The 26,558-nt window shown below is 58.8% G+C and carries 23 protein-coding genes; 12 read left to right on the top strand and 11 right to left on the bottom strand.

Going from position 1 to position 26,558, the window contains the following annotated elements:
• The first annotated feature begins 103 nt into the window (after window positions 1-103).
• Complete coding sequence (locus HMPREF2878_RS06755; protein ID WP_070653092.1) at window positions 104-1,414, top strand: ISL3 family transposase; 1,311 nt, start codon at window positions 104-106, stop codon at window positions 1,412-1,414.
• 91 nt (window positions 1,415-1,505) lie between these two features.
• On the opposite strand, the gene pgl is transcribed toward HMPREF2878_RS06755, so the two are convergent.
• Genes pgl through zwf form a run of 3 tightly spaced genes read right to left on the bottom strand, consistent with a single transcriptional unit; the run spans window position 1,506 to window position 4,941 of the window.
• On the bottom strand, window positions 1,506-2,273 hold the full coding sequence (pgl, locus tag HMPREF2878_RS06750) for a 6-phosphogluconolactonase (RefSeq protein ID WP_070653090.1): 768 nt from the start codon (window positions 2,271-2,273) through the stop codon (window positions 1,506-1,508).
• Complete coding sequence (locus tag HMPREF2878_RS06745; RefSeq protein ID WP_070653088.1) at window positions 2,270-3,286, bottom strand: glucose-6-phosphate dehydrogenase assembly protein OpcA; 1,017 nt, start codon at window positions 3,284-3,286, stop codon at window positions 2,270-2,272. Before HMPREF2878_RS06745 ends, pgl begins: the two co-directional genes overlap by 4 nt.
• A gap of 50 nt (window positions 3,287-3,336) precedes the next feature.
• The gene (zwf, locus tag HMPREF2878_RS06740; protein ID WP_016422737.1) at window positions 3,337-4,941 is read right to left on the bottom strand and encodes a glucose-6-phosphate dehydrogenase; all 1,605 of its coding nucleotides are present in this window, start codon (window positions 4,939-4,941) and stop codon (window positions 3,337-3,339) included.
• A gap of 134 nt (window positions 4,942-5,075) precedes the next feature.
• Here zwf and HMPREF2878_RS06735 point away from each other — a divergent pair, with 134 nt between their 5' ends.
• From HMPREF2878_RS06735 to HMPREF2878_RS06725, 3 genes are read left to right on the top strand one after another with little or no spacing between them, the layout of a single operon-like run.
• Window positions 5,076-5,438, top strand: a complete 363-nt coding sequence (locus HMPREF2878_RS06735) for a GntR family transcriptional regulator (RefSeq protein WP_070549601.1) — start codon at window positions 5,076-5,078, stop codon at window positions 5,436-5,438.
• A complete protein-coding gene (locus tag HMPREF2878_RS06730; protein WP_069358692.1) occupies window positions 5,435-6,154 on the top strand; it encodes an AAA family ATPase in 720 nt (239 codons plus the stop codon). The genes HMPREF2878_RS06735 and HMPREF2878_RS06730 overlap by 4 nt, the downstream gene beginning before the upstream one ends.
• The gene (locus HMPREF2878_RS06725; protein ID WP_070547097.1) at window positions 6,151-6,870 is read left to right on the top strand and encodes a hypothetical protein; all 720 of its coding nucleotides are present in this window, start codon (window positions 6,151-6,153) and stop codon (window positions 6,868-6,870) included. The genes HMPREF2878_RS06730 and HMPREF2878_RS06725 overlap by 4 nt, the downstream gene beginning before the upstream one ends.
• A gap of 268 nt (window positions 6,871-7,138) precedes the next feature.
• Here the strand turns inward: HMPREF2878_RS06725 and tal are convergent, their stop codons facing one another.
• Window positions 7,139-8,254, bottom strand: a complete 1,116-nt coding sequence (tal, locus tag HMPREF2878_RS06720) for a transaldolase (RefSeq protein ID WP_070653086.1) — start codon at window positions 8,252-8,254, stop codon at window positions 7,139-7,141.
• A 170-nt stretch (window positions 8,255-8,424) separates the two neighbouring features.
• On the bottom strand, window positions 8,425-10,524 hold the full coding sequence (gene tkt / locus HMPREF2878_RS06715; protein ID WP_070653084.1) for a transketolase: 2,100 nt from the start codon (window positions 10,522-10,524) through the stop codon (window positions 8,425-8,427).
• A 290-nt stretch (window positions 10,525-10,814) separates the two neighbouring features.
• Here tkt and HMPREF2878_RS06710 point away from each other — a divergent pair, with 290 nt between their 5' ends.
• Complete coding sequence (locus HMPREF2878_RS06710) at window positions 10,815-11,729, top strand: heme o synthase (RefSeq protein ID WP_187404188.1); 915 nt, start codon at window positions 10,815-10,817, stop codon at window positions 11,727-11,729.
• A 373-nt stretch (window positions 11,730-12,102) separates the two neighbouring features.
• Here HMPREF2878_RS06710 and HMPREF2878_RS06705 read toward each other — a convergent pair whose 3' ends face one another.
• From HMPREF2878_RS06705 to mptB, 4 genes are all read right to left on the bottom strand, one after another.
• Window positions 12,103-13,116 carry a COX15/CtaA family protein gene (locus HMPREF2878_RS06705; RefSeq protein WP_016422745.1) on the bottom strand — a complete coding sequence of 338 codons (1,014 nt, stop codon included), beginning with the start codon at window positions 13,114-13,116 and terminating at the stop codon, window positions 12,103-12,105.
• Between the two features lie 93 nt (window positions 13,117-13,209).
• Window positions 13,210-14,013, bottom strand: coding sequence for an ABC transporter permease (locus HMPREF2878_RS06700; RefSeq protein WP_070438410.1), 804 nt, complete (start codon window positions 14,011-14,013; stop codon window positions 13,210-13,212).
• The gene (locus HMPREF2878_RS06695; protein WP_070438414.1) at window positions 14,013-14,981 is read right to left on the bottom strand and encodes an ABC transporter ATP-binding protein; all 969 of its coding nucleotides are present in this window, start codon (window positions 14,979-14,981) and stop codon (window positions 14,013-14,015) included. The genes HMPREF2878_RS06700 and HMPREF2878_RS06695 overlap by 1 nt, the downstream gene beginning before the upstream one ends.
• A 25-nt stretch (window positions 14,982-15,006) precedes the next feature.
• Window positions 15,007-16,746, bottom strand: coding sequence for a polyprenol phosphomannose-dependent alpha 1,6 mannosyltransferase MptB (gene mptB, locus HMPREF2878_RS06690; RefSeq protein ID WP_048734179.1), 1,740 nt, complete (start codon window positions 16,744-16,746; stop codon window positions 15,007-15,009).
• Between the two features lie 185 nt (window positions 16,747-16,931).
• Here mptB and HMPREF2878_RS06685 point away from each other — a divergent pair, with 185 nt between their 5' ends.
• The 7 genes from HMPREF2878_RS06685 to HMPREF2878_RS06655 all read left to right on the top strand — a co-directional run bounded on the left by HMPREF2878_RS06685 (window position 16,932) and on the right by HMPREF2878_RS06655 (window position 23,381).
• Complete coding sequence (locus HMPREF2878_RS06685) at window positions 16,932-17,630, top strand: helix-turn-helix transcriptional regulator (protein ID WP_048734176.1); 699 nt, start codon at window positions 16,932-16,934, stop codon at window positions 17,628-17,630.
• Window positions 17,627-19,093 carry a Fe-S cluster assembly protein SufB gene (gene sufB, locus HMPREF2878_RS06680; protein WP_016422750.1) on the top strand — a complete coding sequence of 489 codons (1,467 nt, stop codon included), beginning with the start codon at window positions 17,627-17,629 and terminating at the stop codon, window positions 19,091-19,093. The genes HMPREF2878_RS06685 and sufB overlap by 4 nt, the downstream gene beginning before the upstream one ends.
• Before the next feature lie 5 nt (window positions 19,094-19,098).
• Window positions 19,099-20,289 carry a Fe-S cluster assembly protein SufD gene (gene sufD / locus HMPREF2878_RS06675; protein WP_016422751.1) on the top strand — a complete coding sequence of 397 codons (1,191 nt, stop codon included), beginning with the start codon at window positions 19,099-19,101 and terminating at the stop codon, window positions 20,287-20,289.
• A gap of 91 nt (window positions 20,290-20,380) precedes the next feature.
• Window positions 20,381-21,142, top strand: a complete 762-nt coding sequence (gene sufC, locus HMPREF2878_RS06670; RefSeq protein ID WP_070653080.1) for a Fe-S cluster assembly ATPase SufC — start codon at window positions 20,381-20,383, stop codon at window positions 21,140-21,142.
• The gene (locus HMPREF2878_RS06665) at window positions 21,135-22,388 is read left to right on the top strand and encodes a cysteine desulfurase (RefSeq protein ID WP_016422753.1); all 1,254 of its coding nucleotides are present in this window, start codon (window positions 21,135-21,137) and stop codon (window positions 22,386-22,388) included. Before sufC ends, HMPREF2878_RS06665 begins: the two co-directional genes overlap by 8 nt.
• A gap of 20 nt (window positions 22,389-22,408) precedes the next feature.
• Window positions 22,409-22,924 carry a Fe-S cluster assembly sulfur transfer protein SufU gene (gene sufU, locus HMPREF2878_RS06660; RefSeq protein WP_016422754.1) on the top strand — a complete coding sequence of 172 codons (516 nt, stop codon included), beginning with the start codon at window positions 22,409-22,411 and terminating at the stop codon, window positions 22,922-22,924.
• Window positions 22,917-23,381, top strand: coding sequence for a metal-sulfur cluster assembly factor (locus HMPREF2878_RS06655; RefSeq protein WP_016422755.1), 465 nt, complete (start codon window positions 22,917-22,919; stop codon window positions 23,379-23,381). The genes sufU and HMPREF2878_RS06655 overlap by 8 nt, the downstream gene beginning before the upstream one ends.
• Before the next feature lie 405 nt (window positions 23,382-23,786).
• Here the strand turns inward: HMPREF2878_RS06655 and HMPREF2878_RS06650 are convergent, their stop codons facing one another.
• Together HMPREF2878_RS06650 and HMPREF2878_RS06645 are read right to left on the bottom strand one after the other, a co-directional pair.
• Window positions 23,787-25,250 (bottom strand): amino acid permease, encoded by a 1,464-nt coding sequence (locus HMPREF2878_RS06650; RefSeq protein WP_042388689.1) that lies wholly within the window; start codon window positions 25,248-25,250, stop codon window positions 23,787-23,789.
• 98 nt (window positions 25,251-25,348) lie between these two features.
• Window positions 25,349-26,557 carry a lycopene cyclase family protein gene (locus HMPREF2878_RS06645; protein ID WP_070653078.1) on the bottom strand — a complete coding sequence of 403 codons (1,209 nt, stop codon included), beginning with the start codon at window positions 26,555-26,557 and terminating at the stop codon, window positions 25,349-25,351.
• Between the last annotated feature and the right edge of the window lies 1 nt (window position 26,558).

Here is a 26,558-nt window from a genome sequence, read left to right as displayed (position 1 = left end):
TGTAGATGGGTTTGGTGATCGGGGTGTGTTGAAGGCGTAAAAAGAGTCGAGGTCTTCCGAAGATGGAAGTGACGAAACCACACATCTGAAGAAAGACCTCGACATGCACCAGCTTACCTTCTCGCGCCCAGATCTTGATGCCTTTTGCCTGCTGAGCAATTCCGGCGTCACCGTGACCGGTCAACACGTCACCGCCGAGCAAGCCGTGCTGGAATGTCGAGTCGTGGAGGCCGATCAGTTCTGTCGGCATTGCGGTGCTGAAGCCACAGTGCGAGGCAGTGTGGTGCGCAAAGTCACGCATGTGCCGGTGGGTTGGCGGCCCACCCACTTGCATGTGCGGTTACGCCGCTACCGGTGCGATACCTGTGCCCGTGTCTGGCAACAAGACACCACATCCGTGGTGGCTCCGGAGGCCAAACTCTCGCATGCTGCCGCGTTGTGGGCGTTGAAATCGGTAGTCATCGACCGGTTATCCATTGCCCGGGTGGCGGCCAATCTGGGCGTGTCCTGGCATACCGCCAACGACGCGGTGCTGACCACGGGTCGGCGGTTGCTCATTGACGATCCCAACCGGCTCAATGGGGTCAGAGTGTTGGGGGTCGATGAGCACGTGTGGCGCCACACCCGCTGGGGTAACCGGTATGTCACCGTGGTCATCGATTTGACCCCCGTGGCAGACCGCACAGGCCCGGCACGGTTATTGGATATGGTCCCGGGCCGGTCCAAACAAACCTTCATCACCTGGTTAGAAGCGCAAACCAGCGCGTTTCGGGCCGGCATTGAGATCGTGGCCATGGATGGGTTCACCGGGTATAAAACCGCAGCAGCTGAAACCCTGCCTGAGGCCACCACGGTCATGGATCCCTTCCATGTGGTGGCCCTGGCCGGTCAGGCCGTGGATAAGGTTCGACAACGCATCCAACAAGCCACCCTGAGCCGGCGTGGTCGCAACGGGGACCCATTGTATGGGATCCGCAAAGTGCTAAAAACCGGCAAAGAGTATCTGACCGAACAACAACAAGCCCGCCGGGATGCCGTGTTTGCCAACCCGGACCATGCCCCGGTCAAGACCACCTATGACATCTACCAAAAGATTGTCGCCGCCTACCGCAACCCCAACAAGAAGCAAGCCAAAAAACGGTTCCGCAAACTCATTGCTTCCATCAGCCACGGGGTCCCCAACACGCTCAAAGAGCTGCAGACGTTGGGCCGGACGATGAAACGCCGGGCTGATGACATCTTGGCCTACTTCGATCATATCGGCACCAGCAACGGTCCCACCGAAGCCATCAACGGCAGAATCGAACACCTGCGCGGTACCTCCCTAGGCTTCCGCAACCTCACCCACTACATCACCAGAGCACTGCTGGACACCGGCGGATTCCGAACCAAAATACACTCATTTTTACGATGAGCCCCTTTAAGCAATAAAAATTCCCGTCGATAGCATTTCGCTTATCGACGGGAATTTGCTGTTTCTGGGCTGTTAGCGGTGAAGCGGAAGCCTAGAGCTGCGCAGCCGCAGCATCGTCAACAAAGACAACGGTTTCCTGAACACCGCGAACCCCGGCCGCCGGCCACTGCGCTGGGTCGTCCTGCTGAGCGATAGCTGCAATTGCCTCAGCCTTTTCGCCGCCCGCTACAAGTAGCCACACACGCTGAGAGCTGGCGATGGCCGGCATCGTCAGCGTGATGCGGGTCGGCGGTGGCTTCGGGCAGTTATGCACGTCCACGACCAAGCGTTCCTGCTCAGCCAGCGCTGCGGTATGTGGGAAAATCGAGTTGATGTGTCCCTCTCCGCCCATACCAAGAAGGTGAAGGTCAAAGCCATTTGGAGCCATCTCCCGAACGATAGCTTCGTAGCTTTCGGCGGCCTCCGTGGTGGTCACGCCGCTGTCGGCAGCGGCAAACTCGAAGATGTTTTCCTCCGGCACGCCGACAGGGGACAAGAGACGCTTACGAGCAGCCAACGCATTGCGATCTGCCGAGTCGGCAGCGACAAAACGTTCATCTCCGAAGAACACCAGGACTCGGTTCCAGTCGATGTCTCCGGAATCGTCGGCAAGCGCACTGAGAAAAGCGGTACCCGCGCCGCCACCGGTGAGAACGACGCGTACGAAACCGTCATCGGTGACCGGAGAGGCGTTGCCATGTAGGACGGCGACAACCGCATCGATGAAGCGCTGACGTGCAGCCTCGACGATACCCGCCTGGTCAGCGGCGCGGTGGAACTGAGGGGCAGGGACGGTATTCGACGCGTTATCGGTGGTCACTTGTCAGAGACTCCTGGTTCGTTAGCGAAGCTAGTTGTTGTGGACGTCGGAGGTTGCATTCCCACCGTGTGAATCTGGCTGAGGCCACGCAGGGCACGTCCGTAGGCAGTATCGTGGTCGAGGTGACGCAGCTCCTCTGCCAAACATTCGGAGCGTGTTGGACGCGATACTGCAACCTTGAACGGGGGCTTTTCTCCGTTGGTGACCGATGCAGTGGTGGCGCTTTCAATATCGATGCGCAAAGTCTGGCCATTTTCACGCTCAAAGGCGACGGAGGTCACCGGTGGCTTGGCGCGGCCCTTTTCGTCCACCGGAATCTTCTTCTCACCGGTGGAGTAACGGTTGACCGGCAGCCCCAGGCGATCTGCCAACCATCCAGCGGCGACCTCGACCGATGGCGAGTCCTGTGGGCCGTAGATGGACACGGAGGTCACCGGCGAGTGCGGCGGCAAGTCGAAAGCGGATGCCAACACACCGCGCCAGTTCGTCAGCCGCGACCAGCTCAGGTCGGAATCGCCGGGCGTGTAGCCCGTACGGCGCGTGTAGATAGCGTTGCTATTCGGGTCACAGAGTGAATCGGTGATACGGCGCTGGGCAATTCGGCCGATTGGTGTCGCCGCTGGGACTTGCGGCGCCTCAGAAGGCCACCACGCCACGACCGGCGTATCCGGCAGCAGCAGGGGAGTCACCACAGAGCTGTGGTGCTGACCAATCTCTCCGGACATGTGCATAACGACGATCTCAGCGGCACCGGCATCACCACCGACGCGGAGCTCCGCGTCAAGGCGATTGTCCAGGCCTGGATCATCGGAGACCAATACCAGCACACGGGATGGGTGCTCGCGGGAAACGGAGTTGACCGTGGAAATAATGTTTTCCAGGTCGTCTTCGCTTTTGGCCAAAACAATCAGGGTGAGGACACGGCCCGTGGTAACGATGCCGCCCTGCTCTCGAAGCTGCACCAACTGACGAGCAATGCTCGCGGTGTCAGTGTCTGGCAAATTGACAATCATGAAAGTGTTCTTTCTGTCAGAAAATTCTTAAGAACTGAGAGGTCGGCGGCCTATGGCCGTCGCCAAGCGCGACCGTCGCGCTCGAGCATGTGGTCAGCGGAGGAAGGCCCCCACGAACCTGCGGGGTAGCCCTCGGGACGACCGCGCTTGGCCCAGTACTCGATGATGGGGTCAAGAATCTTCCAGGACAGCTCGACTTCCTCGTTGGTGGGGAAGAGGCTGGCCTCGTCGAGAAGCGCATCCAGAATCAGGCGCTCGTAGGCCTCTGGCGACTGCTCGGTAAACACCTCGGAGTAGGAGAAGTCCATGTTGACATCGCGCACCTCCATGGCCGAGCCCGGGACCTTCGAGCCGAAGCGCATGAGCACGCCTTCGTCTGGCTGAACACGGATGACCATTGCGTTCTGGCCGAGAGCGGCAGTCATTGTCTCTGCGAAGGGAAGGTGAGGTGCGGACTTAAAGACCAGCGCAATTTCAGTGACGCGGCGGCCGAGGCGCTTGCCGGTGCGCAGGTAGAAGGGGACACCGGCCCAGCGACGGGAGTTGATCTGCAGCGTACAGGCGGCGTAGGTCTCGGTCGTGGATTCGGGGTCGAAGCCTTCCTCATCGCGCAGCCCTGGCACGAAGTTGCTGCCCTGCCAATCCGCCGTGTACTGGCCACGAGCGGTGTATTTCGAAAACGGACGCACTGGCTCGACGGCACGCAGAACCTTGATCTTTTCCGCTTGCAGCTCTTCCGGGGTAAAGGCGATGGGCTCTTCCATTGCCACCAGCGCCAGGAGCTGGAGTAGGTGGTTCTGAATCACGTCACGAGCTGCACCGATACCATCGTAGTAGCCGGCGCGACCGCCCAAACCGATATCCTCGGCCATGGTGATTTGAACGTGGTCAATGTAGTGAGAATTCCACATCGGATCGAACAACTGGTTGGCAAAACGCATGGCCAGAATGTTCTGGACGGTTTCCTTGCCCAGGTAGTGGTCGATGCGGAACACAGCGTCTTCTGGGAAGACCGAGTTCACAATCCGGTTGAGTTCCTGAGCGGAGGCCAGGTCGTGTCCGAATGGCTTCTCAATAATCACGCGACGCCAATAATCCTCGCCCGACTGCGCCAGCCCCGAACGATCGAGCTGATGACAGACATCGGGGAAGTTAGCTGGCGGAATGGACAGGTAGTAGGCCCAGTTGCCAGCGGTGCCGCGGGAGCGATCGAGCTCCTCAAGTTGTGCGGCCAGGCGATCGAAGGCCTCGTCATCGGTGAAGGTACCGGTGACAAAGTGAATGCCCTCAGCCAGGCGCTGCCAGACACTCTCACGGAAGTCTGTGCGGGCGCCCTGTTCCACTGCGGTGCGCACATAATCCTCAAAGTCCTGTTTCGACCATTCGCGACGACCGTAGCCAACTAACGCGAAGGAGGCAGGCAGTAGACCGCGGTTGGCCAGATCATAGATGGCAGGCAGAAGCTTCTTTCGGGCCAGATCGCCCGTCACTCCGAAAATCACCATGCCACCCGGGCCGGCAATACGCGGCAGGCGTTTATCCTGCGGGTCGCGCAGCGGGTTGATGTATCCGTCGTGGTTGGTGCTGTCGTCTCCGTTGTGCGGAGAGCTGGCAGTAGGGGAGTTCGAATCGTTGCGTTGCAGAGAATCACTCACGGTTTACATAATGTCATATCGAGAAAAGTCCGGTGGAATCGTTTCCGATTCCTCCGATGGGGCCTTGACGGACCCCTTTCTTCTGCCATAGGTTTATGACCTAGGTGGTATACCCATAAACCACGGAGGTGGATATGCAGGCGAAGGAGGCGGACCCTCGGCCCATCTACGTCCAGATCGCCGAGGATCTGAAATCAATGATTTTGTCCGGGGAGCTCTCGGCTGAGGATCGTGCCCCTTCAACCAAGGAGCTCTCGGAGTTCTATCAGGTCAACCCAACCACGGCCGCCAAGGCCATGACGGAACTGTCGATGGTGGGGCTTGTGGAGAAGAAAAGAGGACTCGGCATGTTTGTCACTCCAGATGCCCGTGAGCGCATTCGCGCTGAGCGTCGTGAAGCGTTCCAGCGCACCTACATCGAGCCATTAAAAGTGGAGGCCGGCATTCTCGGCCTCACGCTCCACGACATCATCGCCATGCTGGAGGAGGAGAAATGAGCATCTACGGCGTGATTGGCCCCAACGGCGCCGGCAAGACTTACTACCTGCGTACCCTCGCGCAGATGCCTACGGCGGCCCTGGCGAAGGCTGCACCCGACACCCAGGTCTTCGGTGCCACCCCGCGCGAATATTTCCAGATCCTGCGCACCGGCTGGGATCAGCTCGATGTGCCCCACGCGGAGTCCCTCCTCGATTTCCCCGCTGACACCCCTATCAAAAAGCTCAGCCTGGGCCAGCGCCAGCTGCTCATCGCCGCTGCCACCCTGGCATCGGGCAAGGAAGCATTGCTTTTCGACGAGCCCTTCAACGGCCTCGATGTCGAGCACCGCGCCACATTGCGCGGCATGCTTATCGACTCGGCCGAATCGGCCAACATTGTGGTCACCTCGCAGCACTCCCAGGATCTAGCCGGCCTAGTCGACACCTTGATTGTCATCCACAAGCAGGATGCGTACGGGCCCTATGACGTCGATAAGCTGCGCGCTAGCCATCCGGTGCTGCGAGGCCCTACGGATCTCGTGGCGCAGGTGGCCGGCCCAGTGCTCGCTAAGAAAACCCTCGGCGAGCGCTGCGAGGCAATCCTGGCTACAGAGCTCAGTTCGTCTGCCGCTGCGCATGCCCGCGCCCTCGGCGTTGAGGTGAGCTACCTCGACCCCGCGGCCCTCATCGACCTCGCAAGCACCTCCTCCTACATCGAACGGAGCAAGAAATGAGCACCGGAGCTTTCATCGCGACCAACAAGAAAACCTTCCTCGGTGTTGCCGCCGTGGCCATCCTGTACTCGGCCTTCGGGCGCATGCTCGTAGGCAGCGGAACCGGCAACACCTTGCTTGGCATTATCGCGCTGGGCATCCTCTTCCTCATCACAGCCCGGCGTTCGGTCACCCTGCGTGACTACGGCGTGAGCACCGCCCGCTGGGTACGCTCCGCAATCATCGCAATCTTGGGCACATCGTTGGTGGCTACCGCCTTCATCGTCACGGCGATGGTCATCGAGCAGAACAAGTCCGGTTACTACCGCGGATTCGATAGCTTCATTGTCACCTCCGGACCGGCCCTGTTTCCGGACACTAACGGGGAGCTGTACATGATTGAGGATTCCGGGCAGAACTACACCACAGTTCTGCTCACCGCGCTGTGCGTCTTCTTGAGCTTCCTCATGACTACCGTGGCGAGCACCGCAGTCGGCACCGTCGCCGGCGCGAAGGGCACTCGTGCAGGATCAATTACCATTGGCCTGGCCCTGGCCACGCTCTTCCTCTTCAGCTATCTGCTGGACGTGACCGACTCCGTACCGGGTGCCCCCTGGCCGGCTGTGCCGATCTTTGCCTCAATCATCGCCGTAATCTCTGCGTTCGTGATGGCCTGGGCTTTAAAGGAAGACAAACGCCCACTGCCCTCTGTGCGTCCCACCTTCGCCACGTCCTAGCACCAATAGAAAAGCTCCCCGCGCAGGGGAGCTTTTTCATGTCCAACGTTGAACATGCGGGTTAAGTAACACAACAGGCGAACCGAAACTGACAACCCCAAAAGTTACGGGCTGCAGATGTGAAACTGTGCAAGTTTATGACACCTTCAGGCTATTTTTCGGGCCGTTTTTGACATAACCGCAGTCAGTAACTCGGATCGCCAGGCGACCTGCTGGCGCCAGCCAGAAACGCAGCCACTACCAACAGGCACCTAGATAATCAGCAGGCTTACTTCAGCTGCTCCATGCGCTGTGCAATCGACTCGAGCAAGGACTGCCAGGAGTCCACGAACTTCTCCACGCCCTCGCGCTCCAGGACAGCGAAGACGTCATCGAGGTCGATGCCAATCTCGCTGAGCTGAGTCATAACGGCATTGGCTGCGTCACCCTGGCCGCTGACGGCGTCGCGAACCTCGCCCTCGAAGCCCGCGGCAGCACGCAGCGTCTTCTCCGGCATGGTATTCACAGTCTGCGGTGCAGCCAGCTCAGTGACGTAGAGGGTGTCCGGGTAAGCCGGGTTCTTCACACCGGTCGAAGCCCACAGCAGGCGCTGCGGCTTAGCACCGGCGTTTTCCAGCTGTGCCCAGCGAATATTCTGCGCCGAGAAAGTCTCCTCGAACTTGGCGTAAGCTGCACGGGCATTGGCCAGACCAGCCTTGCCGCGCAGAGCCAGGGCCTCCACGGAGCCGATCTTGTCCAGGCGAGCATCGATTTCGGTGTCAACGCGGGAAACAAACAGCGACGCAACAGAGTGAACCGAAGCCAGGTCCACGCCGTTGTCCTTCGCACGCTCAATGCCCTCGATGAACGCATCAATGACCTGCAGGTAACGCTCCACCGAGAAAATCAGGGTGACGTTTACCGAGATTCCCTCGGACAGAGCCTGGGTGACAGCCGGCAGGGAAGCATCGGTCGCCGGAATCTTAATCATCGCGTTCTGCTTGCCGACGCGCTCCCAGAGCTTACGGGCCTGCGCAATCGTGGCCTCGTAGTTGTCGGCGTAGCGAGGATCGACCTCGATGGAAACACGGCCATCGACACCGTCGGTTTCTTCGGATACACCAGCGAAAAGGTCACAGGCATCGCGGACGTCGTCGATTGCCATCGCGAACACAGCATCTGCCGGGTTCGCACCCTCTGCAGTGAGCTGCGCCAGCTGAGAGTCGTAATCCTCACCGGCGGTCATCGCCGAAGAGAAGATTGCCGGGTTAGTAGTGACACCGACAACCCGAAGCTCTTCAATAAGATTTTTCAAATCGCCCGAGGTGAGGCGCTGGCGCGAAAGATCGTCGAGCCACGCCGAAGTCCCTACCTTGGCGAGCGCTTCCATCGTGGTGTTTCCCATAGTGTTTAACGCCTTTCTGTCAATACCGCTTCGTTGCCTAAAGACTTCGCTAAAAGTTGTATGTCCTTAAACTACTGTGCGTCACAAACAATACTGGCGCTACCGGAGCGCGGTACGGTTTTCACAAATCCCGTCCCGACAACGGCCGATAGCGCCAGGTTTTAACAAACTTACTTAGCAGCCTCGATGGACTCCTTGGCGGCATCGACAACAGCCTCTGCTGTGATGCCGAACTTCTCGAACAGCTCCTTGTACGGAGCCGATGCACCGAAGTGCTCCAGGGAGACAGCGCGACCAGCATCACCCAGGTGGCGGTACCACGGCATTGCAATACCGGCCTCAACCGAGACACGAGCGCGGACGGACTTCGGCAGAACCTGCTCGCGGTAGGCATCGTCCTGCTGCTCGAACCAGTCAAGACACGGAACGGAGACAACGCGGGCGCTGACGCCTTCCTCAGCCAGCTTGTCAGCAGCTTCGACAGCGAGGTGAACTTCCGAACCGGTAGCCATCAGGATGACGTCCGGGGTCTCCTTGGCACCGTCGACAAGCACGTACGCACCACGACGGACGCCCTCAGCGGCCTTCTCCTTGGTACCTTCCAAGACCGGAACGTTCTGGCGGGTCAGGGCCAGAGCCTTCGGGCCTGCCTCGCCCTGAAGAACAGCGGCCCAAGCCTGAGCGGTCTCGTTAGCGTCAGCCGGGCGGACAGTGGACACACCCGGGATAGCGCGCAGTGAAGCCAGCTGTTCAACAGGCTGGTGCGTCGGACCGTCTTCGCCCAGACCAATGGAGTCGTGAGTCCAGACGTAAATAGGGGAGATGCCCATCAGCGATGCTAGGCGGACAGCCGGACGCATGTAGTCCGAGAAGATAAGGAAGGTGCCGCCGTACGGACGGGTGCCACCGTGGAGCAGAATGCCGTTGAGGATCGAGCCCATGGCGTGCTCACGGATACCGAAGTGCAGATTGCGGCCGTACGGGTCGGTGGTCCAGGTACCGGTGGTGATGGACTTCGGGCCGAAGGACGGCTCACCCTTCAGGACGGTGTTGTTGGAGCCAGCCAGGTCAGCCGAGCCACCCCACAGCTCCGGCAGGGTCTTGCCCAGTGCCTGCAGCGCGGCCTCAGAGGCCTTGCGGGTAGCAACGCCCTTCTCGTCCGGCTCCCAAGTCGGCAGCTCAGCGTCGAAGCCCTCCGGCAGCTCGCCAGCGGTCAGACGGTCCAGCAGAGCCTTGCGCTCCGGGTTAGCCGCAGCCCACTCGTCGAACTTGACCTGCCACTGTGCATGAGCCTCAGCACCGCGCTCAACTAGCTTGCGAGTGTGCTCAATGACCTCGTCAGCGACGTCAAAGCTCTTGTCGGTATCGAAGCCGAGAGCTTCCTTGATGCCGACAATCTCCTCGCCACCAAGAGCAGCACCGTGCGATGCGCCGGTGTTCATCTTCGTCGGAGCCGGGTAAGCGATCACAGTACGAACGCGAATGAAGGTCGGACGCTCCGTATCCTTCTTGGCCTCCTCGACAGCAGCCTCGAGTGCTGCGACGTCCTCGCCGCCGTCGACCTCAATGACCTGCCAGCCGTAAGCACGGTAGCGGTCCGCGACATTCTCGGTGAAAGCAATGGTGGTGTCGTCCTCGATGGAGATGCCGTTGTCATCCCAGAAGACAATCAGGTTGCCCAGCTGCTGAGTGCCGGCCAGCGAGCCGGCCTCGGCAGTGACACCCTCCTGAACGTCACCATCAGAAGCGATGACGTACACGTAGTGATCAAACGGAGACTCACCCGGAGCAGCTTCCGGGTCGAACAGCCCACGTTCCCGTCGCGAAGCCATGGCAAAACCGACAGCCGACGCCAGCCCCTGACCCAGCGGGCCAGTGGTGATTTCCACGCCGTCAGTGTGGCCGTACTCCGGGTGACCCGGGGTGAGAGCGTCCCACGTACGCAGCGCCTTCAGGTCATCGAGCTCCAGGCCAAAACCGCCGAGGTACAGCTGGACGTACTGCGTCAGAGAGGTGTGACCACAGGAGAGAATGAAACGGTCACGGCCGATCCACTTCGTATCCTTCGGGTCATGGCGCATAACGCGCTGGTAAAGAGAGTAAGCCAGCGGTGCGAGGCTCATCGCAGTGCCGGGGTGCCCCGAACCTGCCTTTTCAACAGCGTCTGCAGCCAGCACACGGGCCGTATCAACGGCCTTCGTATCCAAGTCAGACCAGTCCGAGGGGTAGTTGCGCACAACCCGTGCTTCATGCTCAGTCGACAGTGTCACGTGAATGACTCCTAGTATCCAAATGGATTAGTAAAATTCTCCTCCATACTAACTAGGATTGCGCGCTCCGGGTTCAAACCGGGCCGAATAGCTGAGAGATAAGTCTCAGAGGGCGCGCCGCACATGCTTTACGACGGTCATTATTGGAACCGTTATGATTACCGGTAAACTGATTGCCTGCCCCTCATTTAAATTTTGCGGAAAAACTCGTCGGGAACTTTCCGACCGTTACATCCGACTATCTGTAAACGGGGGGTTTGTTTATGGCGCGTGAAAGGGACATTGCTTTGTTGGAAACAGTCAAGGCGTATATTGCACTGACTAAGCCAAGAATTATCGAGCTCCTGCTCGTCGCGGCCATTCCCGCAATGCTTCAGGCTGATCGCGGTCATGTTCACGTTGGACTGATTCTTCTCACCTTGTTCGGTGGTTGGCTGGGTGCAGCGGCTGCGCACACCTTCAACATGGTCATGGATTACGACATTGACCAGAAGATGCGCCGTACTCGCCGTCGCCCGCTCGCGCGCAACCAGGTTAGCCGTCGAGCGGCAGCGATTTTCGGCACTGTCTTGATGATTGCGTCGTTCCTATGGCTGTGGTTGCTGTGTAACTCGCTGCTGGCCGCCGTTTTCATTCTGATTACGATTGCCTTCTACATCTTCGTCTACACGTTGTGGCTGAAGCGCCGTACTGATCAGAACGTAATTTGGGGTGGCGCTGCGGGGTGTATGCCGGTGATGGTCGGCTGGGCCGTGATCACTGACAACAACCCGGAGATTACGGGGCTGGCCCACTGGTGGCAGGCATTCATCCTGTTCCTGCTTATCTTCTTCTGGACTCCGCCGCACACCTGGGCATTGGGCCTGCGCTACAAGGAGGACTACAAGGCCGCTGGCGTGCCGATGATGCCAGTGGTCAAGCCGGCAATCGTCGTTTCCAAGCGCATTATTTACTACACCGCCGCGACCGTGATTACCACTCTGCTGTTGGTTCCGTACGCGGGTTGGATCTATCTGCTTGGCGCCGTTGGCGCTGGTGCCTGGTTCCTGTGGGGCGCCATTGACCTGCACCGCCACGTTAAGACCGGTGGCAAAATCAAGCCGATGAAGCTGTTCTTCATGTCGAACAACTACTTGTCTATCGTCTGTGTGGCGCTTTCCCTCGATGCCGTACTCGGATTGCAGACAATTTCGAGCATGTTCTAGGGCAGCTGCTGAGCTCCTTTGAAGAGGCCCTTTCCGGTTGCGGGAAGGGCCTCTTTTTGTGTGTGGAGATGGGCACGGGCTGCAAATGTGAAACTGTGCGAGTTTATGACACTTTCAGACCATTTTTCGCGCGATTTCTGTCATAAACATAGTCAGTAACTCGGATCGATAAGTGGGCAGACCGCCCCCTTGCACCGCCCGCGCAGCCCGCGCAGCCCGCTAGCCACTGGGAAACGCACATCCGAGCACACGGAGCCGAGCAGACAGCAGAACCGCCTAAACACGCACAACCAAAGCGCGTGTTTAGGCGGTTCGAGCAGGAATCAACGGCCGGTAACCACAGTCGTTAACACAGCCGCTGACCGGCAGCTAGCTACGCGGTAACCTCGACGTTCTTCTCCGAAGCAACAGTGGCGGCAGCCGCATCGCCTTCAAGCGAGCCAGTGACTTCTGCGCTCCCACCGACAGTGCGGTAACCGTGCTGGAAAAGTACTGCAGTCAAAGCGGTGCAGATACCAGATCCGGCAACGTGAACCGGCACCAATGCCTCCGGTACACCGGACCAGTACTGAATCATTCCAACTACGCCCTGAGCCAAAATGAACACAACGAGTGCGATGGCAACCTTACGCACAGGTGCAAAGGCTTCCGAGGCCAGCAGACCGAAAATGAGGCCGATAACCAGGCCAAGGTAGAGGTACATAAAACCAGCGTGGATATGCGCCAGGTCAACAATCGGTAGCTGGAGGCGATCCTCCGGGAGCACCGAAGCATCTCCAGCGTGTGGTCCCGCACCGGTGACCATAGTTCCGGTAATCAGCGTCATCGTCAGGGCCAGGCCGGAGGCGGCAGCCAGATAGCGCAGATAGCGCGGGTACATGCGGGTAGCAGTGCCGTCGTCAGGCTCCGAAATCTTGACGAAAAGCATGCCAGCGAGCCAGACCAGAATCATCGAAGGCAGGAAGTGCAGCGCTACGGCGTACCACTTCAGGTCAACCCAAACGGAGATACCGCCGATAACAGCCTGGACGATAACGCCGAGACCGTTGAGGAAGGCCAGCAACTTGATTTCCTGACGGCGACCGACACGCATAACCGAAAGGAAGAGCAGAAGTGTCAGAGCAACCAGCACAAAGGTGAGCAGCCGGTTGCCAAACTCAATAATCTGATGGAGCATTTCTGCTTCCCCCGCGACAGGAACGAAGCTGCCTGGGTGACATTCAGGCCACGAAGCACAACCGAGACCTGAACCAGTAACACGGACGATAGAACCGGTTACCGCAATTGCCGCCTGTGCAATCAAAACCAGCAGGGCATAGAGCTTCTGGCGCCCGATTGGTGTCAGCGGCAAAAACGATAGGGGCAAACTTCGATCTGCAGTATTCACATTAAGAAATTCTACCCATGCTGGCGGAAAATGGTAATAAGCGAAACCCCTGCGTTGGGCTGCGCTTTTCTATGCAGATTCCCCGACAGATTCCTAGTCATTCGGCATATCAAAACGGAACCAGCGGGCCGCGAATGCAGCGCCAAGGACGCCCCACACGAGTAGCACCCCGACAGCTGACCAATGGACGGACATGGCCAATGCCGCGGAGATCACGTCGGTAAGCGCGACGGACGGCAAGAGGTGTAGCAGTACAGAGCTGATGTCATCTAACGATGGCGCAACGGCCACATACGTAGTAGCACCAATGAGGATGAACCAGATCAAGTTGGCCAGACCTAGGATTAGCTCGGCTCCCAACGTACCTCCCATGAGCAAGCCCAATGAGGTAAAGACGAACGTTCCCAGAAGCATCCCCACATAAGCCAGCAGCCAGCCGCCAATCGACAGCTCTGCGCCAAGGGCGAGCCCCACGAGACTAAACAGTACGTACTGCAACGTGACGGTGGTGCAGACCGACACAATCTTGCCTGCGATAATGCCCCAGGGTGGCACGCCTGAGGCGCCGATGCGCTTCAGGGCTCCGTAACGGCGGTCAAAGCCCACGGCAATTGCCTGCCCGGTAAACCCTGCAGACATGACGGAAATCGCCAGCACCATGGGGAAGATACGCTCGAGCGGATCATCGAGCTCCAACACCGGCACCATCACCAGGCCGATGAGCATCGCCAACGGGATAATGATGGTGAGGAGCATTTGCTCACCATGTCGCCAGAAGAGCTTCGTCTCCAACCACGCCTGCGACATGACCAACTTCGCCATGTCCGAACGCTGTGGCGCTGGGGCGAAAATGCCCTTCGCAAAGCGGGAGGCATCAGACCTCGGTGCGGTAGTCATTAGCTCCTCATCTCCGTTCCAGTGATCTGCAAGAAGACATCTTCAAGCGATTGCGTCGCCCTATTCATCGAGGTGATCAGCACCTCTTGCTGCTCGCAACTCTGCGCCAAGACAGTCAAGGCGCGCGGTGAAGCCTCACCAATCAGGGAAAACTCTCCACCGCCAGAACGCTGCAGACGCTGTGGAAGACCGGACTCGCTGAAGTTGCGGTTGACCTCTTCGAAGTCAAGGCTGCCTCGAACGCTGATCTTCATAGCAGTGCTTGACGACGTTCCCTGGAGAGCCGATGCGCCTGCGCTAGTGATCTCCTCGGTGGTACCGGCCACAACTAAATGGCCCCGGTCGATAATCGCAACGTCGTCGGCAAGCGATTCGGCCTCGTCCATGAGGTGCGTTGTCAGGACCACAGTGACCCCATCACGGCGCAGCGACGAGATGAGATCCCAGACGGCTAGACGGGACTGAGCATCGAGGCCTGCTGTCGGCTCGTCGAGGAACACAAGCTCCGGACGTCCGACCAGGGCACATGCGAGCGACAGTCGCTGCTGCTGACCGCCAGAGAGCCTGCGGTAGTTCGTCTTACGATGGCGTTCTAGGCCAACGATTTCAAGGAGCCAATCAGTGTCCAGCGGGTTTGCGGAGTAACTGGCAACGAGGTTCAGCATTTCGCCAACGCGAACACCGGGGTAGGCACCTCCGCCCTGGAGCATGATGCCAATGCGGCTGCGCAGTGCTGTGGTTTGAGTGACCGGGTCGAGATCAAGAATGCGAATTCGCCCTTCATCCGGCTTGATGAAGCCCTCACACATTTCAACGGTTGTGGTCTTACCAGCGCCGTTGGGGCCGAGGAGCGCAAGAACCCTACCTCGATCCAGGGAAAGCGAAAGGTCTGATACAGCCTCAACGTCATCGAATTTCTTCGTTACGTTCTCAAGGCGCAGAGCAGGAGAATTGGCAGCGTTATTCACGGTTAGTCAGTCTAATCTCACAGTTTTAATGAAGGCGAAATACCTTAGATCGCGTCGAGTACGCCAAGATGACGAACATGACTGCGACGAAGAATACCAACGCCAGTAGGTAAATCTGAGCGACGGTGCCCGGAGGCAACCCCAGGCCGCGTGGTAGTACTACAAAACTGAAAATTGCCGAGTACAGAACCACGGCAATGCGAAATTGTACCCGGTTGGCCCAAGCGGACAGGGGCACGATGGCCCATAGCAGGTACCAGGGGTGCACGACGGGGAAGAGGATTACTAGAGCGAACATCGCGAGGCCGTAGCCGCCGAGCGGGTGAATGCGCCCACGGAACGTCGCTAACAGCATGCGCAGGAGCCAGGCAGCCACCAGCACTACGCCAATGCCGCGGGTAAACAGCAAAGCACTGTCGCTGATATCGCCGAGCCCCAGAAGCCTGCCGAAGAAACCAGCGATGATCCCGAGCAGGGTAGTCAACGACATCCAACTGCGCACCGTTGCGGCGCCACCCTGCGCGGTGATCCAACCAAAGCCCAGACCAGTTCCTAAGGAAACAACGACTGCCGTGACGACGGTTATTGCGCCCGTCACTACCGCGGAAAGAGCAACGGCCTTCCAAGTGCTGCCAAACTTTCGGGCCAGCCACATGCCGGCAAAGCCGAGCGCCACGAAACCGGTGACTTTGACCATTCCGGCAAGGCTGATGAGCACGATACCGCCTGCATACAGCGCCCACGATCTACCTCGGCTTTGGTTCTCGTGTCCGATCGGTCCGGGTTCTGGCAGCTCATCGGGCACCATCGATTGCGCAGGGCCGTGGATAGCTCGCAGACACAGTTCGAGACCAACGAGCAGGAGAGCCAGCAGCAGGGCCTCATTGTGGATACCGCCCACCAGGTGCAGCAATACCAACGGATTGAGCGTGCCCAGCCAGAGGGTGAACTGAGAGCTAACGCCGCAGCGGCGACCAAGCTGCACCAGCGCCCAGGACACCACGAGAAGCGAAACAATGGCGACAAGTCGATGCAGAAAGACGGAAGCGATGACCCCGTCGCTGGTTATCTTGGCGATACCCCATGCCACTGCGAGGGCCGTGGGACCGTATGGGCTCGGCGAGTGCGACCAAATCAATGGCACCGATCGGGCAAGTGGGTCGTTGGCTCCCAATAGGTCAACAGGTCCTGCGAGGTAGGGATCCATACCCCGCTCCACAATTGCAGCCTGCGCCAAATAGGAATAGATATCCTGCGTAAACAGGGGAGCGGTAAACATCAAGGGCAATACCCATGCCGCGTAGGTGCGTATGAGCATCGGAGTAGTCACTGCGGTGACGCGAGTCCGCGCACCGGCCAGAACGAAAGCGCCGACACCCAACCAGGCTGTGACTAACATGCCAATGCCCACGAAGGTGACGATTGTCGTTGCCACCAACATTCGACCGAGGATTAGCCCAAGTGGTGTACCCCAAAACTCATTTCCAACCACCGGTGTCGCGCCTGCGCCAATCCCAGCGACCATAATAAAGATCGCACCGAGAGCACCCAGCCAACGCAGCCAGGTGAAGCGTCTGAGTTCGCGGTAATTGATGCGGTGTTGGAGCGGCTGTTCTGAGCCCTGGTGGAGGGTTGCCGACCTAGAACCGGCCAGACCAATTTTCGGAATGGCGTCACGCACCCCGAGAGCGTCGTCGAAGGCGGACGAGCGGCGCGGGGTAGGTCGGTTAGTTTTCACAAAGTCACATAGTAGACGATTCGACACGCCGAAAGGGCGTTCTAATCAGCGACGTTGCATTGATATTTAAATGCGTTGGACATTGTGGCCCAATTACGACACAATTATGTTGTCTAATACACCAGCGGCGCAAGTGGGATACTTGCCTCGCTGAGCCACCTAGACACCCATTATTATCCAGCAGTCCAATCGCAGGAGGTGACTCACCAGTCATGGCAGATCGGAAGCCGACAGTCAATGATGGTGATACGCGCAAGCGCATTCTCCAATTGCTTCTGGAACACAACCCGGCGTCCGCGACTTTTATCGCAGACACCCTGGGACTATCCGCTGCAGGCGTCCGCCGTCATATTGACATTCTGGTGGACGAAGGTCTTGCCGAAACCGCTCCGGCACCCAGCACCGGCCCCCGGGGCCGAGGCAGGCCAGCAAAGTCCTATCGCCTGACAGATCGGGGCCGCGCTAGATTCGGGCACGCTTACGACGATCTTGCCAGTGCAGCTCTGACCGCACTGCGCAAGGCCGGTGGTGAGCAGGCAGTTGCCCAGTTTGCCCGTCAGCGCATTGATGACATTCTGCTCGGCGTCACCCCAGTGGGGCAGGACGCAGAGAAGGAAGAGGTCGTAGAGGCCGTCGTCGATGCTTTCCGACGGGCCGGGTACGCGGCAACTATCAACCAGAACACTGGCGGCGTGCAAATTTGCCAGCACCATTGCCCAATTAGCCACGTAGCCTCCGAGTTTCCGGAGCTCTGCGCGGCGGAGCATGAAGCCGTTAGTAAATTATTAGGTCAGCACACCCAACCGTTGGCGACTATCGCTGATGGAAACGGTATCTGCACTACGAATATCCCACTCACTCCCGTAACAAAGACACTTACTGAATCGCCACAAGAAAGGAGCGGAGAATGACCCTCGCCCATGAGAACTCCACCGACGTGGCTGAATCCACGAAGGCTGCCACTCCGCAGACTGACGAAGAGATTATCGAGTCCATTGGTGCCTACCAGTTCGGTTGGCACGACCCGGATACCGCTGGCGCTTCCGCGAAGCGTGGCCTGTCTGAAGCGGTCGTTCGCGATATTTCGGCTAAGAAGAACGAGCCGGAGTGGATGCTTGAACGTCGCTTGAAGGCTTTGGAAATCTTCGACCGCAAGCCGCTGCCCACCTGGGGCGCGGATCTGTCGGGCATCGACTTCGACAACATTAAGTACTTCGTTCGCTCCACCGAGAAGCAGGCCCAGACCTGGGAAGACCTGCCGGAGGATATTAAGAACACCTACGACAAGCTCGGCATTCCGGAGGCTGAGAAGCAGCGCCTGGTCGCAGGTGTCGCCGCTCAGTACGAGTCTGAGGTTGTCTACCACCAGATTCGCGAGGATCTGGAGGCCCAGGGCGTTATCTTCCTGGACACCGACACCGCTCTCAAGGAGCACCCGGAGCTGTTTAAGGAGTACTTCGGCACCGTCATTCCGTCCGGTGACAACAAGTTCTCCGCTCTTAACACCGCAGTCTGGTCCGGCGGCTCCTTCATTTACGTGCCGAAGGGCGTCCACGTGGACATCCCGCTGCAGGCATACTTCCGTATCAACACGGAAAACATGGGACAGTTCGAGCGCACGCTCATTATTGTCGACGAAGATGCCTACGTGCACTACGTCGAGGGCTGTACCGCTCCGATTTACAAGTCCGACTCGCTGCACTCGGCTGTTGTGGAGATCATCGTGAAGAAGGGTGGCCGCTGCCGCTACACCACGATCCAGAACTGGTCGAACAACGTCTACAACCTGGTTACCAAGCGCACCAAGTGCGAAGAGGGCGCAACCATGGAGTGGATTGACGGCAACATCGGTTCCAAGGTCACCATGAAGTACCCGGCAGTGTGGATGACCGGTCCGCATGCCAAGGGCGAGGTGCTGTCCGTGGCTATGGCTGGCGAGGGCCAGTTCCAGGACACCGGCGCCAAGATGGTGCACATGGCTCCGCACACGAGCTCCAACATCGTGTCCAAGTCCGTGGCCCGCAACGGTGGCCGCGCTGCCTACCGCGGTCTGGTGCAGGTCAACAAGGGTGCCAAGCACTCGCACTCCAACGTCGAGTGTGACGCACTCCTGGTGGACACGATTTCACGTTCGGACACGTACCCATACGTGGATGTCCGCGAGGACGACGTCACCCTCGGCCACGAGGCAACGGTTTCCAAGGTCTCTGACGATCAGCTTTTCTACCTGATGAGTCGCGGCATCGAAGAAGAAGATGCAATGGCCATGGTCGTGCGCGGCTTTGTCGAGCCCATCGCCAAGGAGCTCCCGATGGAATACGCCCTCGAGCTCAACCGCCTCATTGAACTGCAGATGGAAGGTTCGGTCGGTTAATACCAATGACTACGACGATTAACAACGAAAACCAGGCTGCTCATAGCCGTCGCGTGCTGGCGAACAAGGGCGACGTTTTCTCATCCTTCAACGTGGAGGACTTCGCCGTGCCGCATGGCAAGGATGAAGAGTGGAAGTTCACGCCGCTGCGTAAGCTCCGCGGTCTCCACAACGGCACCGCAGCAGAGCCGGTTGCAGCCTCAATTTCGGTCGAGACTGCTGGTCAGGATGGCGTCGCTGTGGACGTCGTCAAGCGTGACGACGAGCGCCTTGGTCGCGCCGGCGCCCCAACGGACCGCGTGGCAGCACAGGCGTACTCCAACTTCGACGATGCGCACATCGTGACCTTCGCGAAGAACTCGGTGTCCAAGGAGCCTGTCGTCATCGACATCGATGGTCCGGGCGAGGACAAGGTGTCCTACGGCCACATTGTCATTGACGTGCAGTCCCATGCCGAGGCCGTCTGCGTCATTAACTACCGAGGCAGTGGCACGTTCGCGGACAACATCGAGTTCGTAATCGGCGACGGCGCCAAGCTGGGCGTCGTGACCATGGTGAACTGGAACGAAGATGCCGTTCATGGCTCTGCGCACCACGTTCGTGTCGGCCGCGATGCTACGCTGCGCCACACTGTCGCAACGTTTGGCGGCGAGGTTGTCCGTATCGTTCCGCGCGTTGCTTTCACGGCACCCGGCGGCGACGTCGATCTGCTGGGCGTGTACTTCGCTGATGCCGGTCAGTACTTTGAAAACCGCATGCTGGTCGACCACGCTGTGCCGAACTGCCGCTCCAACGTGATGTACAAGGGCGCGCTGCAGGGCGAGCCGAATGTCGCTCATCGTGAGGCCCGCACCGCGTGGGTGGGAGACGTGCTCATTCGTGCAGAAGCGACGGGCACCGACACCTACGAGCTCAACCGCAACCTGCTGCTCACCGAAGGCGCGCGTGCCGACGCAGTTCCGAACCTGGAAATTGAAACCGGTGAGATTGCCGGTGCTGGGCACGCTGCCACCGTTGGCCGCTTCGACGAGGAACAGCTCTTCTACCTGCTCTCGCGCGGTATTCCGGAGCTGGCCGCTCGCCGTCTGGTGGTTCGCGGCTTCTTCAGCGAGGTCATCAACCTGATTCCGGTCGAGTCCGTTCGCGAGAAGCTTGAAAAGCTCGTTGACGAAGAGCTCAACACCGCTGGCTTCTAACCGCTTATCTTCTTTCTCACCCTTTCCGTCCTGTCAACCCGGAAGTGCCGGGGACAGGCCACTTACACCGATTAAAGGAAAAGATTTCACTATGAGCACTTTGGAAATCCGTAACCTCCACGCGCAGGTGCTGCCGACCGATGAGTCCGCCGAGCCCAAGGAGATTTTGAAGGGCGTCAACCTGACGATCAACTCCGGCGAAACCCACGCTGTGATGGGGCCGAACGGCTCTGGTAAATCCACCCTGAGCTACACCATCGCAGGTCACCCGCGTTACGAAGTCACCGAGGGCGAGATTCTCCTCGACGGCGAAAACGTGCTGGAGATGAGCGTCGACGAGCGCGCTCGCGCTGGGCTCTTCCTGGCAATGCAGTACCCGGTCGAGGTCACCGGCGTGTCCATGTCCAACTTCCTGCGCTCTGCAGCAACCGCTGTCCGCGGCAAGGCTCCGAAGCTGCGCCACTGGGTCAAGGAGGTCCGTGAGGCAATGGCTGACCTGGAGATCGATTCGTCGTTCTCCGAGCGCTCCGTCAACGAGGGCTTCTCCGGTGGCGAGAAGAAGCGTCACGAGATTCTGCAGCTCGACCTGCTGAAGCCGAAGTTCGCCATCCTGGACGAGACCGACTCCGGCCTGGACGTCGACGCTCTGCGCGTTGTCTCTGACGGCATTAACCGCTACCAGGACGAAAACGACGGCGGCATTCTGATCATTACTCACTACCAGCGCATCCTGAACTACGTGAAGCCGGACTTCGTCCACGTCTTCCACGATGGTCGCTTCATCACCTCCGGTGGCCCGGAGCTTGCAGACGAGCTGGAAGAGCACGGCTACGAGAAGTACATCAATGCCTAACGCCGAACTACTCAGCCCATCACTCCGCGAGGACTTTCCGATTCTGTCGCGCACTGTCCGTGACGGAAAGCGGCTGGTCTACCTGGATTCCGGAGCGACCTCGCAGCGCCCCAAGCAAGTCATCGATGCTGAGGTGGAGTTCCTAACCCACCACAATGCACCGGTGCACCGCGGTGCCTACGAGATTGCTGAGGAGGCCACGGACGCCTACGAAGATGCCCGCGAAGCCATTGCAGGCTTCATCGGCGCCGACTATGACGAGCTGGTCTTCACCAAGAACGCCACCGAAGCGTTGAACACAGTGGCATTCGTGCTTGGCGACGACCGCGCAGGTCAGTACCAGGTCGGCGAGGGTGACGAGATTGTCGTCACTGAGCTGGAGCATCACGCGAACTTGGTGCCGTGGCAGGAGCTGGCTCGCCGCACTGGTGCGACACTGCGTTGGTATGGCGTGACTGAAGACGGCCGCATTGATATGGACTCGCTGGAGCTCAGCGAGAAGACCAAAGTTGTGGCCTTTACCCATCAGTCAAACGTCACCGGTGCAGTAACCGATGTGAAGGAAATGGTGCGCCGTGCTCGCGAGGTCGGAGCGCTGGTAGTCCTCGATGCCTGCCAGTCGGTGCCGCATATGCCTGTCGACGTCAAGGAGCTCGATGTGGACTTCCTGGCGTTCTCCGGCCACAAGATGCTCGGCCCCAACGGGGTCGGCGCGCTCTACGGTCGCCGGGAACTGCTCGAGGCACTGCCGCCGTTCCTCACTGGTGGCTCGATGATTGAGGTCGTCACCATGGAGAAGACCACCTTCGCGGCGCCTCCGCAGCGCTTCGAGGCGGGTACCATGATGACCTCCCAGGTCGTCGGCCTGGGTGCTGCGGTGAAGTACCTGGATGCCATCGGTATGGATAAGGTAGCTGCTCATGAGCACCACCTGACCGCGCTCGCACTGGAGAAGCTGCAGGAAATTGATGGCGTGACCATCATCGGTCCGACTACTCCAGAACAGCGTGGCTCTGCAGTCTCCTTCAAGGTCGAGGGCATTCACCCGCACGATCTTGGCCAGGTTTTAGACGACCAGGGCGTGTGCATCCGCGTCGGTCACCATTGCGCGTGGCCAATTCACCAAATCCTCAACGCCCAGTCGACCGCCCGGGCATCCTTCTACATCTACAACACGGAAGAGGACGTTCAGGCGCTTGCCGACGCAGTGCGCCATGCACAGAAGTTCTTCGGTGTCACCCCGTAGCTTTAAGAAAGGAGAAGGACATGAAGCTCGAGCAGATGTACCAGGAAGTTATCCTGGATCACTACAAGCATCCGCAGCATGCGGGTTTGCGGGAGCCTTTCAATACGGAAGTGCATCACGTCAACCCGTCGTGTGGCGATGAACTCACGCTTCGCGTCACTCTGAACGACGACCTCACCGTCGTCAATGACGTCTCCTATGACGCCGTGGGCTGTTCTATCTCGCAAGCCTCCACCTCAGTTATGGCTGAGGAGATTGTCGGCAAGACTGTCGACGAGGCCATGGCCAAGCTTGCCGAGTTCGAGAAGATGGTCACGTCCCGAGGCAAGATTGAGGGCGATGAGGACATTATCGGCGATGGGATTGCCTTCGCTGGAGTTTCTAAGTACCCCGCCCGCGTGAAGTGCGCACTTCTCGGATGGAAAGCTTTCCAGGCCGCAACCGCTGAGGCCCTGGCCAACGCTGCTGAAGGCAACGGCGTTGGTACCGCGACTGTAACCGTTACCAATGACGAGGAAGGCCATCGCCATGACTGAACCAATCGCTAATGACGCCACCTCGCCCGCACAGCCTGATGCTGTCGACGAGGACACCATGACTACTGGTGCTCCCATTGATGAGGGGGATGCGTACGAGTCCATCACCGTCCCGCCGGCACCGGAGCAGACCGAAGCCGATAACAAGCTGGCTATCCAGGTTGAAGAGGCAATGTACGAGGTTGTTGACCCGGAACTTGGAGTCAACGTCGTGGACCTGGGCCTGGTATATGACATCTGGATTGAAGAAGGCGACATTGCCGCTATCTTCATGACACTCACGTCCCCGGCCTGCCCGCTGACCGATATGCTCACCGACCAGACTGCCTCCGAGGTTATGAAGGTCGAGGGTATCCGCGACTTCCGCCTCAACTGGGTCTGGTCCCCGGCATGGGGCCCACACATGATCACTGAGGACGGCCGCGAGCAGATGCGCGCTCTCGGTTTCTCGGTCTAGATGATCAGTGACAGCGGTGATTAGGGAACCGCTACGCTAAAAGTGCTTGGCGACGAGCTCCTGGCTCGTTCAGCTAGGCACTTTTTCGTTTGTTTTTTGAGTTGCTGACTGCGTTTATGGCCGGGATCGGTAGGGCGATGCGAGTTACTGACTGCATTTATGTCAAAAATGGCTCAAAAAATGGCCTGAAAGCGTCATAAAATTGCACAGTTTCACATCTGCAGCCCGTATTCACACGAGCATCCCCGCAATTTTTTCGAGCTGTCCGACTCGGAGCTAAAAACGACCCCACCTGGCGCTGAAAAGTGCCAAGCGGGGTCGCTATTGTCTTCGACTGCTAATCCAAGTTGTGAGAGTTAGATGCGAGATGCATAGCTACTCGCATCTATTCACAGCTCTTCGCAGCTATTCGCGACTCATGTCTGCGGTGGCCGGGTCAACGAGCTTGGAGCCCGTGACCTTCTTATGGATGAACCACAGCAGGACGAATACCGGAATACCCAGGTACGGAGTGAGGATAGCGAAGATATTTTCGCCAGTGCGGATCGGATCAAGTGCCTGTCCGGCCACCACAAAGAAGCACATAATCAGTGCCAGCACAGCACCGGCAGGGAAAAAGTTCGCCTTGTAGGGAAGCGAACCCAACGGGATGTTCTGGGCCTTCAGACACTTGCGGAAGCGGTAGTGACTGTAAGAGATGCCAAACCAGGTGATAAAGCCCGCGAGCGCAGAAAGTGTCAACAAGAAGGTGTACGCCACGCCATCGCCTACCAATGAAGTAATGAAGCCAGCCATACCGATCACAGCGGTGGCAATCAGAGCGCGCAGCGGAACGCCGTGCCCGGAAAGCTTGCCGAAGTAACGCGGAGCGTGTCCCTGGCGGGCCAGGGAAAACAGCATACGAGTGGACACATACATACCGGAGTTACCCGCGGACAAGACCGAAGTCAGAATGACAGCGTTCATCAGGCCAGCGGCAATCGCGATACCTGCGCGTTCAAAGACCAGGGTGAACGGTGAAATGGAAATGTTGTCCTCGGCGGCGTTCAGAAGATTCGGGTCCGTGTACGCAATAAGGAAACCAATAACAGCGATGGCACCGATGTAGAACAGCAGGATACGCCAGAAGATAGTGCGAATCGCGCGGGGAATCGTACGCTCAGGATCCTCGGCCTCACCTGCTGCTACACCAACCATCTCGGTGCCCTGGAAGGAGTATCCGGCTACGACGAAGACAGCCAACAGTCCCATTCCGCCATTGACGAATGGGGCGTCGCCCGTGGTCCAGTTTTCGAAGCCGGGGGAGGACCCGCCCAAGATGCCGAAAATCATGCCGACACCAAGAACGAGGAAGACGATGACGGTAATGACCTTGATGGTCGCAAACCAAAACTCACCCTCGCCGAATGCACGTGCGGACAGGGCATTCAGCCCGAATAGAATCGCGAGGAAGAGCGCGGACCAGATGATTGAAGGCACATCCGGGAACCAATAGCGCATCACCAGCGCAGCAGCGACGAGCTCTGCGGCCACAGTAATCGCCCAGTTAAACCAGTAGTTCCAGCCCATGGCAAAGCCGAAGGATTCTGAGACGTATCGGCGACCGTACTCCTGGAAGGAACCGGGCACCGGCAGGTAAGCGGCCATCTCGCCGAGAGACTGCATAACCAGCCACACCATGATGCCGATAAGAGCGTAAGCGATAAGCGCACCGCCTGGACCGGCCTGCGAAATGGTCGCACCGGAGGCAACAAACAGGCCCGTACCAATGGCACCACCAATGGCAATCATGTTCAGGTGGCGAGCTCTCAGCCTGCGCTGAAGCTTATGGTTTTGTGAGGAAGTCTCCTCAGATTGCGTCGAAGTCATTCATTTATCATAAGCGTTTGTACTCCGGTGAATGCAAAAACCACACCGCTTTAATTGTTGGTATCACCCCACAAATCGGCTGATGTATATGCTCCCGGTCAACGAGTTCTCCATCTCCCAGGTCCCCGCACAAACCCAGCGATGAGCTTTCCGCACGTACGCGGACTCATTTTCAGCAAAGGCACGGCCACTTTCGCCATAGCGCGAAGCGTCGTCAGTGGGGATGTCCCTATCAAATAGGCAAAAATGTCCTTCTCCGGCAACGAAAAGAACGCCCGGAAAAACGCACCCGTCTGTCGTGCATCGAACCCCAGCAACGCCGCGAGCCCACGTTCGCGTAGCCATCGCTGCAATCGCATGCTTAACGACGTCCCCAGCGTCCGGCTTCCCTTCTTTTCCATATCGGCCAAGAAGCGGTCGACATCTTCGATAACCGAACCCACCGAGTAACCAGTGGCAGGATGCATCCAACCACCAGCAAAGCCGAAGAGAGTGCCCATGGATGGTCCACTGTGCGTCACGTCACCGCGGCGAGAGGGAAGGTTTGCCAGTAGGGGAAAGGACACCACTTCTTCGTCGATGGCCAGATCTTCCGAAAGCCCCAGGGACTTCAACCGTGCACTTTGGCGTCTACGCAACAGCGCTAGAAGTACGGAGTCATCGGCCTCACCGCCGCTGCCGACTGGCGCACCGGCTTCGCCACGATACCCGTCAACCATAGGAGTCGGAGTAGCGAGAATGGTCTCTTCAATGAGGAAGGTCCTGTCATCCAAGAAAATGCGATAGGAGAAACTAGCCGGCTCTGTCGCTGGGTCAACCGGTTCAGCCGGAGTGAAGTCCATGAAAACTGCGCGGCGGTGGGCGCTGGGGACGTCGTCAAGCGAAAAGATGTGCCCGATGGCGAGCTGCCGTACCTGCCCACCTCGCCCGACTGCGGCGTGCGTGCGCCCGGTGGTGACAATTGTGATGTCAGTACCCGTGGTTTCGGAATCGGTGAGCGCGCGGCGTTCGATGTGGAAACCGCCCAGTTTTTGCAGGCAGTCCTTGTTAACAACGCCGTAGTTGCGGGCGAGCTGACGTTCGGTGCCGTCGGCAAGAATGACGCTGGGTTGAAAGGTGGCGGCAAGGAAGTCGCTGGGCAACCAGTCGGGGAGTTGGTCGCACCAGAGACCAATCGTCGAGGGCAGTGTGCCACCGGCTGGGTCATAAGCGGTGACATCCCAGCCGCGAGCGGATGCACGGTGGGCGGCGATTCTTCCGGCGGGCCCGAGGCCGACGACGGAGGCGGTCACGGGAAATGAAGTCATA

Origin of the sequence: Corynebacterium sp. HMSC065H09 (genome assembly GCF_001812845.1) — a bacterium.
In the GTDB taxonomy this organism is placed as follows: domain Bacteria; phylum Actinomycetota; class Actinomycetes; order Mycobacteriales; family Mycobacteriaceae; genus Corynebacterium; species Corynebacterium jeikeium_D.
This window is presented reverse-complemented; position numbering and strand designations above follow the sequence as displayed.

Coding starts and splice junctions, on each gene's coding strand:
- HMPREF2878_RS06755 (WP_070653092.1), top strand. CDS start 104: ATGCACCAGCTTACCTTCTCGCGCCCAGATCTTGATGCCTTTTGCCTG.
- HMPREF2878_RS06745 (WP_070653088.1), bottom strand. CDS start 3,286: ATGATTGTCAATTTGCCAGACACTGACACCGCGAGCATTGCTCGTCAG.
- HMPREF2878_RS06735 (WP_070549601.1), top strand. CDS start 5,076: ATGCAGGCGAAGGAGGCGGACCCTCGGCCCATCTACGTCCAGATCGCC.
- HMPREF2878_RS06730 (WP_069358692.1), top strand. CDS start 5,435: ATGAGCATCTACGGCGTGATTGGCCCCAACGGCGCCGGCAAGACTTAC.
- HMPREF2878_RS06725 (WP_070547097.1), top strand. CDS start 6,151: ATGAGCACCGGAGCTTTCATCGCGACCAACAAGAAAACCTTCCTCGGT.
- tal (WP_070653086.1), bottom strand. CDS start 8,254: ATGGGAAACACCACGATGGAAGCGCTCGCCAAGGTAGGGACTTCGGCG.
- HMPREF2878_RS06700 (WP_070438410.1), bottom strand. CDS start 14,013: ATGACTACCGCACCGAGGTCTGATGCCTCCCGCTTTGCGAAGGGCATT.
- HMPREF2878_RS06685 (WP_048734176.1), top strand. CDS start 16,932: ATGGCAGATCGGAAGCCGACAGTCAATGATGGTGATACGCGCAAGCGC.
- sufB (WP_016422750.1), top strand. CDS start 17,627: ATGACCCTCGCCCATGAGAACTCCACCGACGTGGCTGAATCCACGAAG.
- sufD (WP_016422751.1), top strand. CDS start 19,099: ATGACTACGACGATTAACAACGAAAACCAGGCTGCTCATAGCCGTCGC.
- sufC (WP_070653080.1), top strand. CDS start 20,381: ATGAGCACTTTGGAAATCCGTAACCTCCACGCGCAGGTGCTGCCGACC.
- HMPREF2878_RS06665 (WP_016422753.1), top strand. CDS start 21,135: ATGCCTAACGCCGAACTACTCAGCCCATCACTCCGCGAGGACTTTCCG.
- sufU (WP_016422754.1), top strand. CDS start 22,409: ATGAAGCTCGAGCAGATGTACCAGGAAGTTATCCTGGATCACTACAAG.
- HMPREF2878_RS06655 (WP_016422755.1), top strand. CDS start 22,917: ATGACTGAACCAATCGCTAATGACGCCACCTCGCCCGCACAGCCTGAT.
- HMPREF2878_RS06650 (WP_042388689.1), bottom strand. CDS start 25,250: ATGACTTCGACGCAATCTGAGGAGACTTCCTCACAAAACCATAAGCTT.
- HMPREF2878_RS06645 (WP_070653078.1), bottom strand. CDS start 26,557: ATGACTTCATTTCCCGTGACCGCCTCCGTCGTCGGCCTCGGGCCCGCC.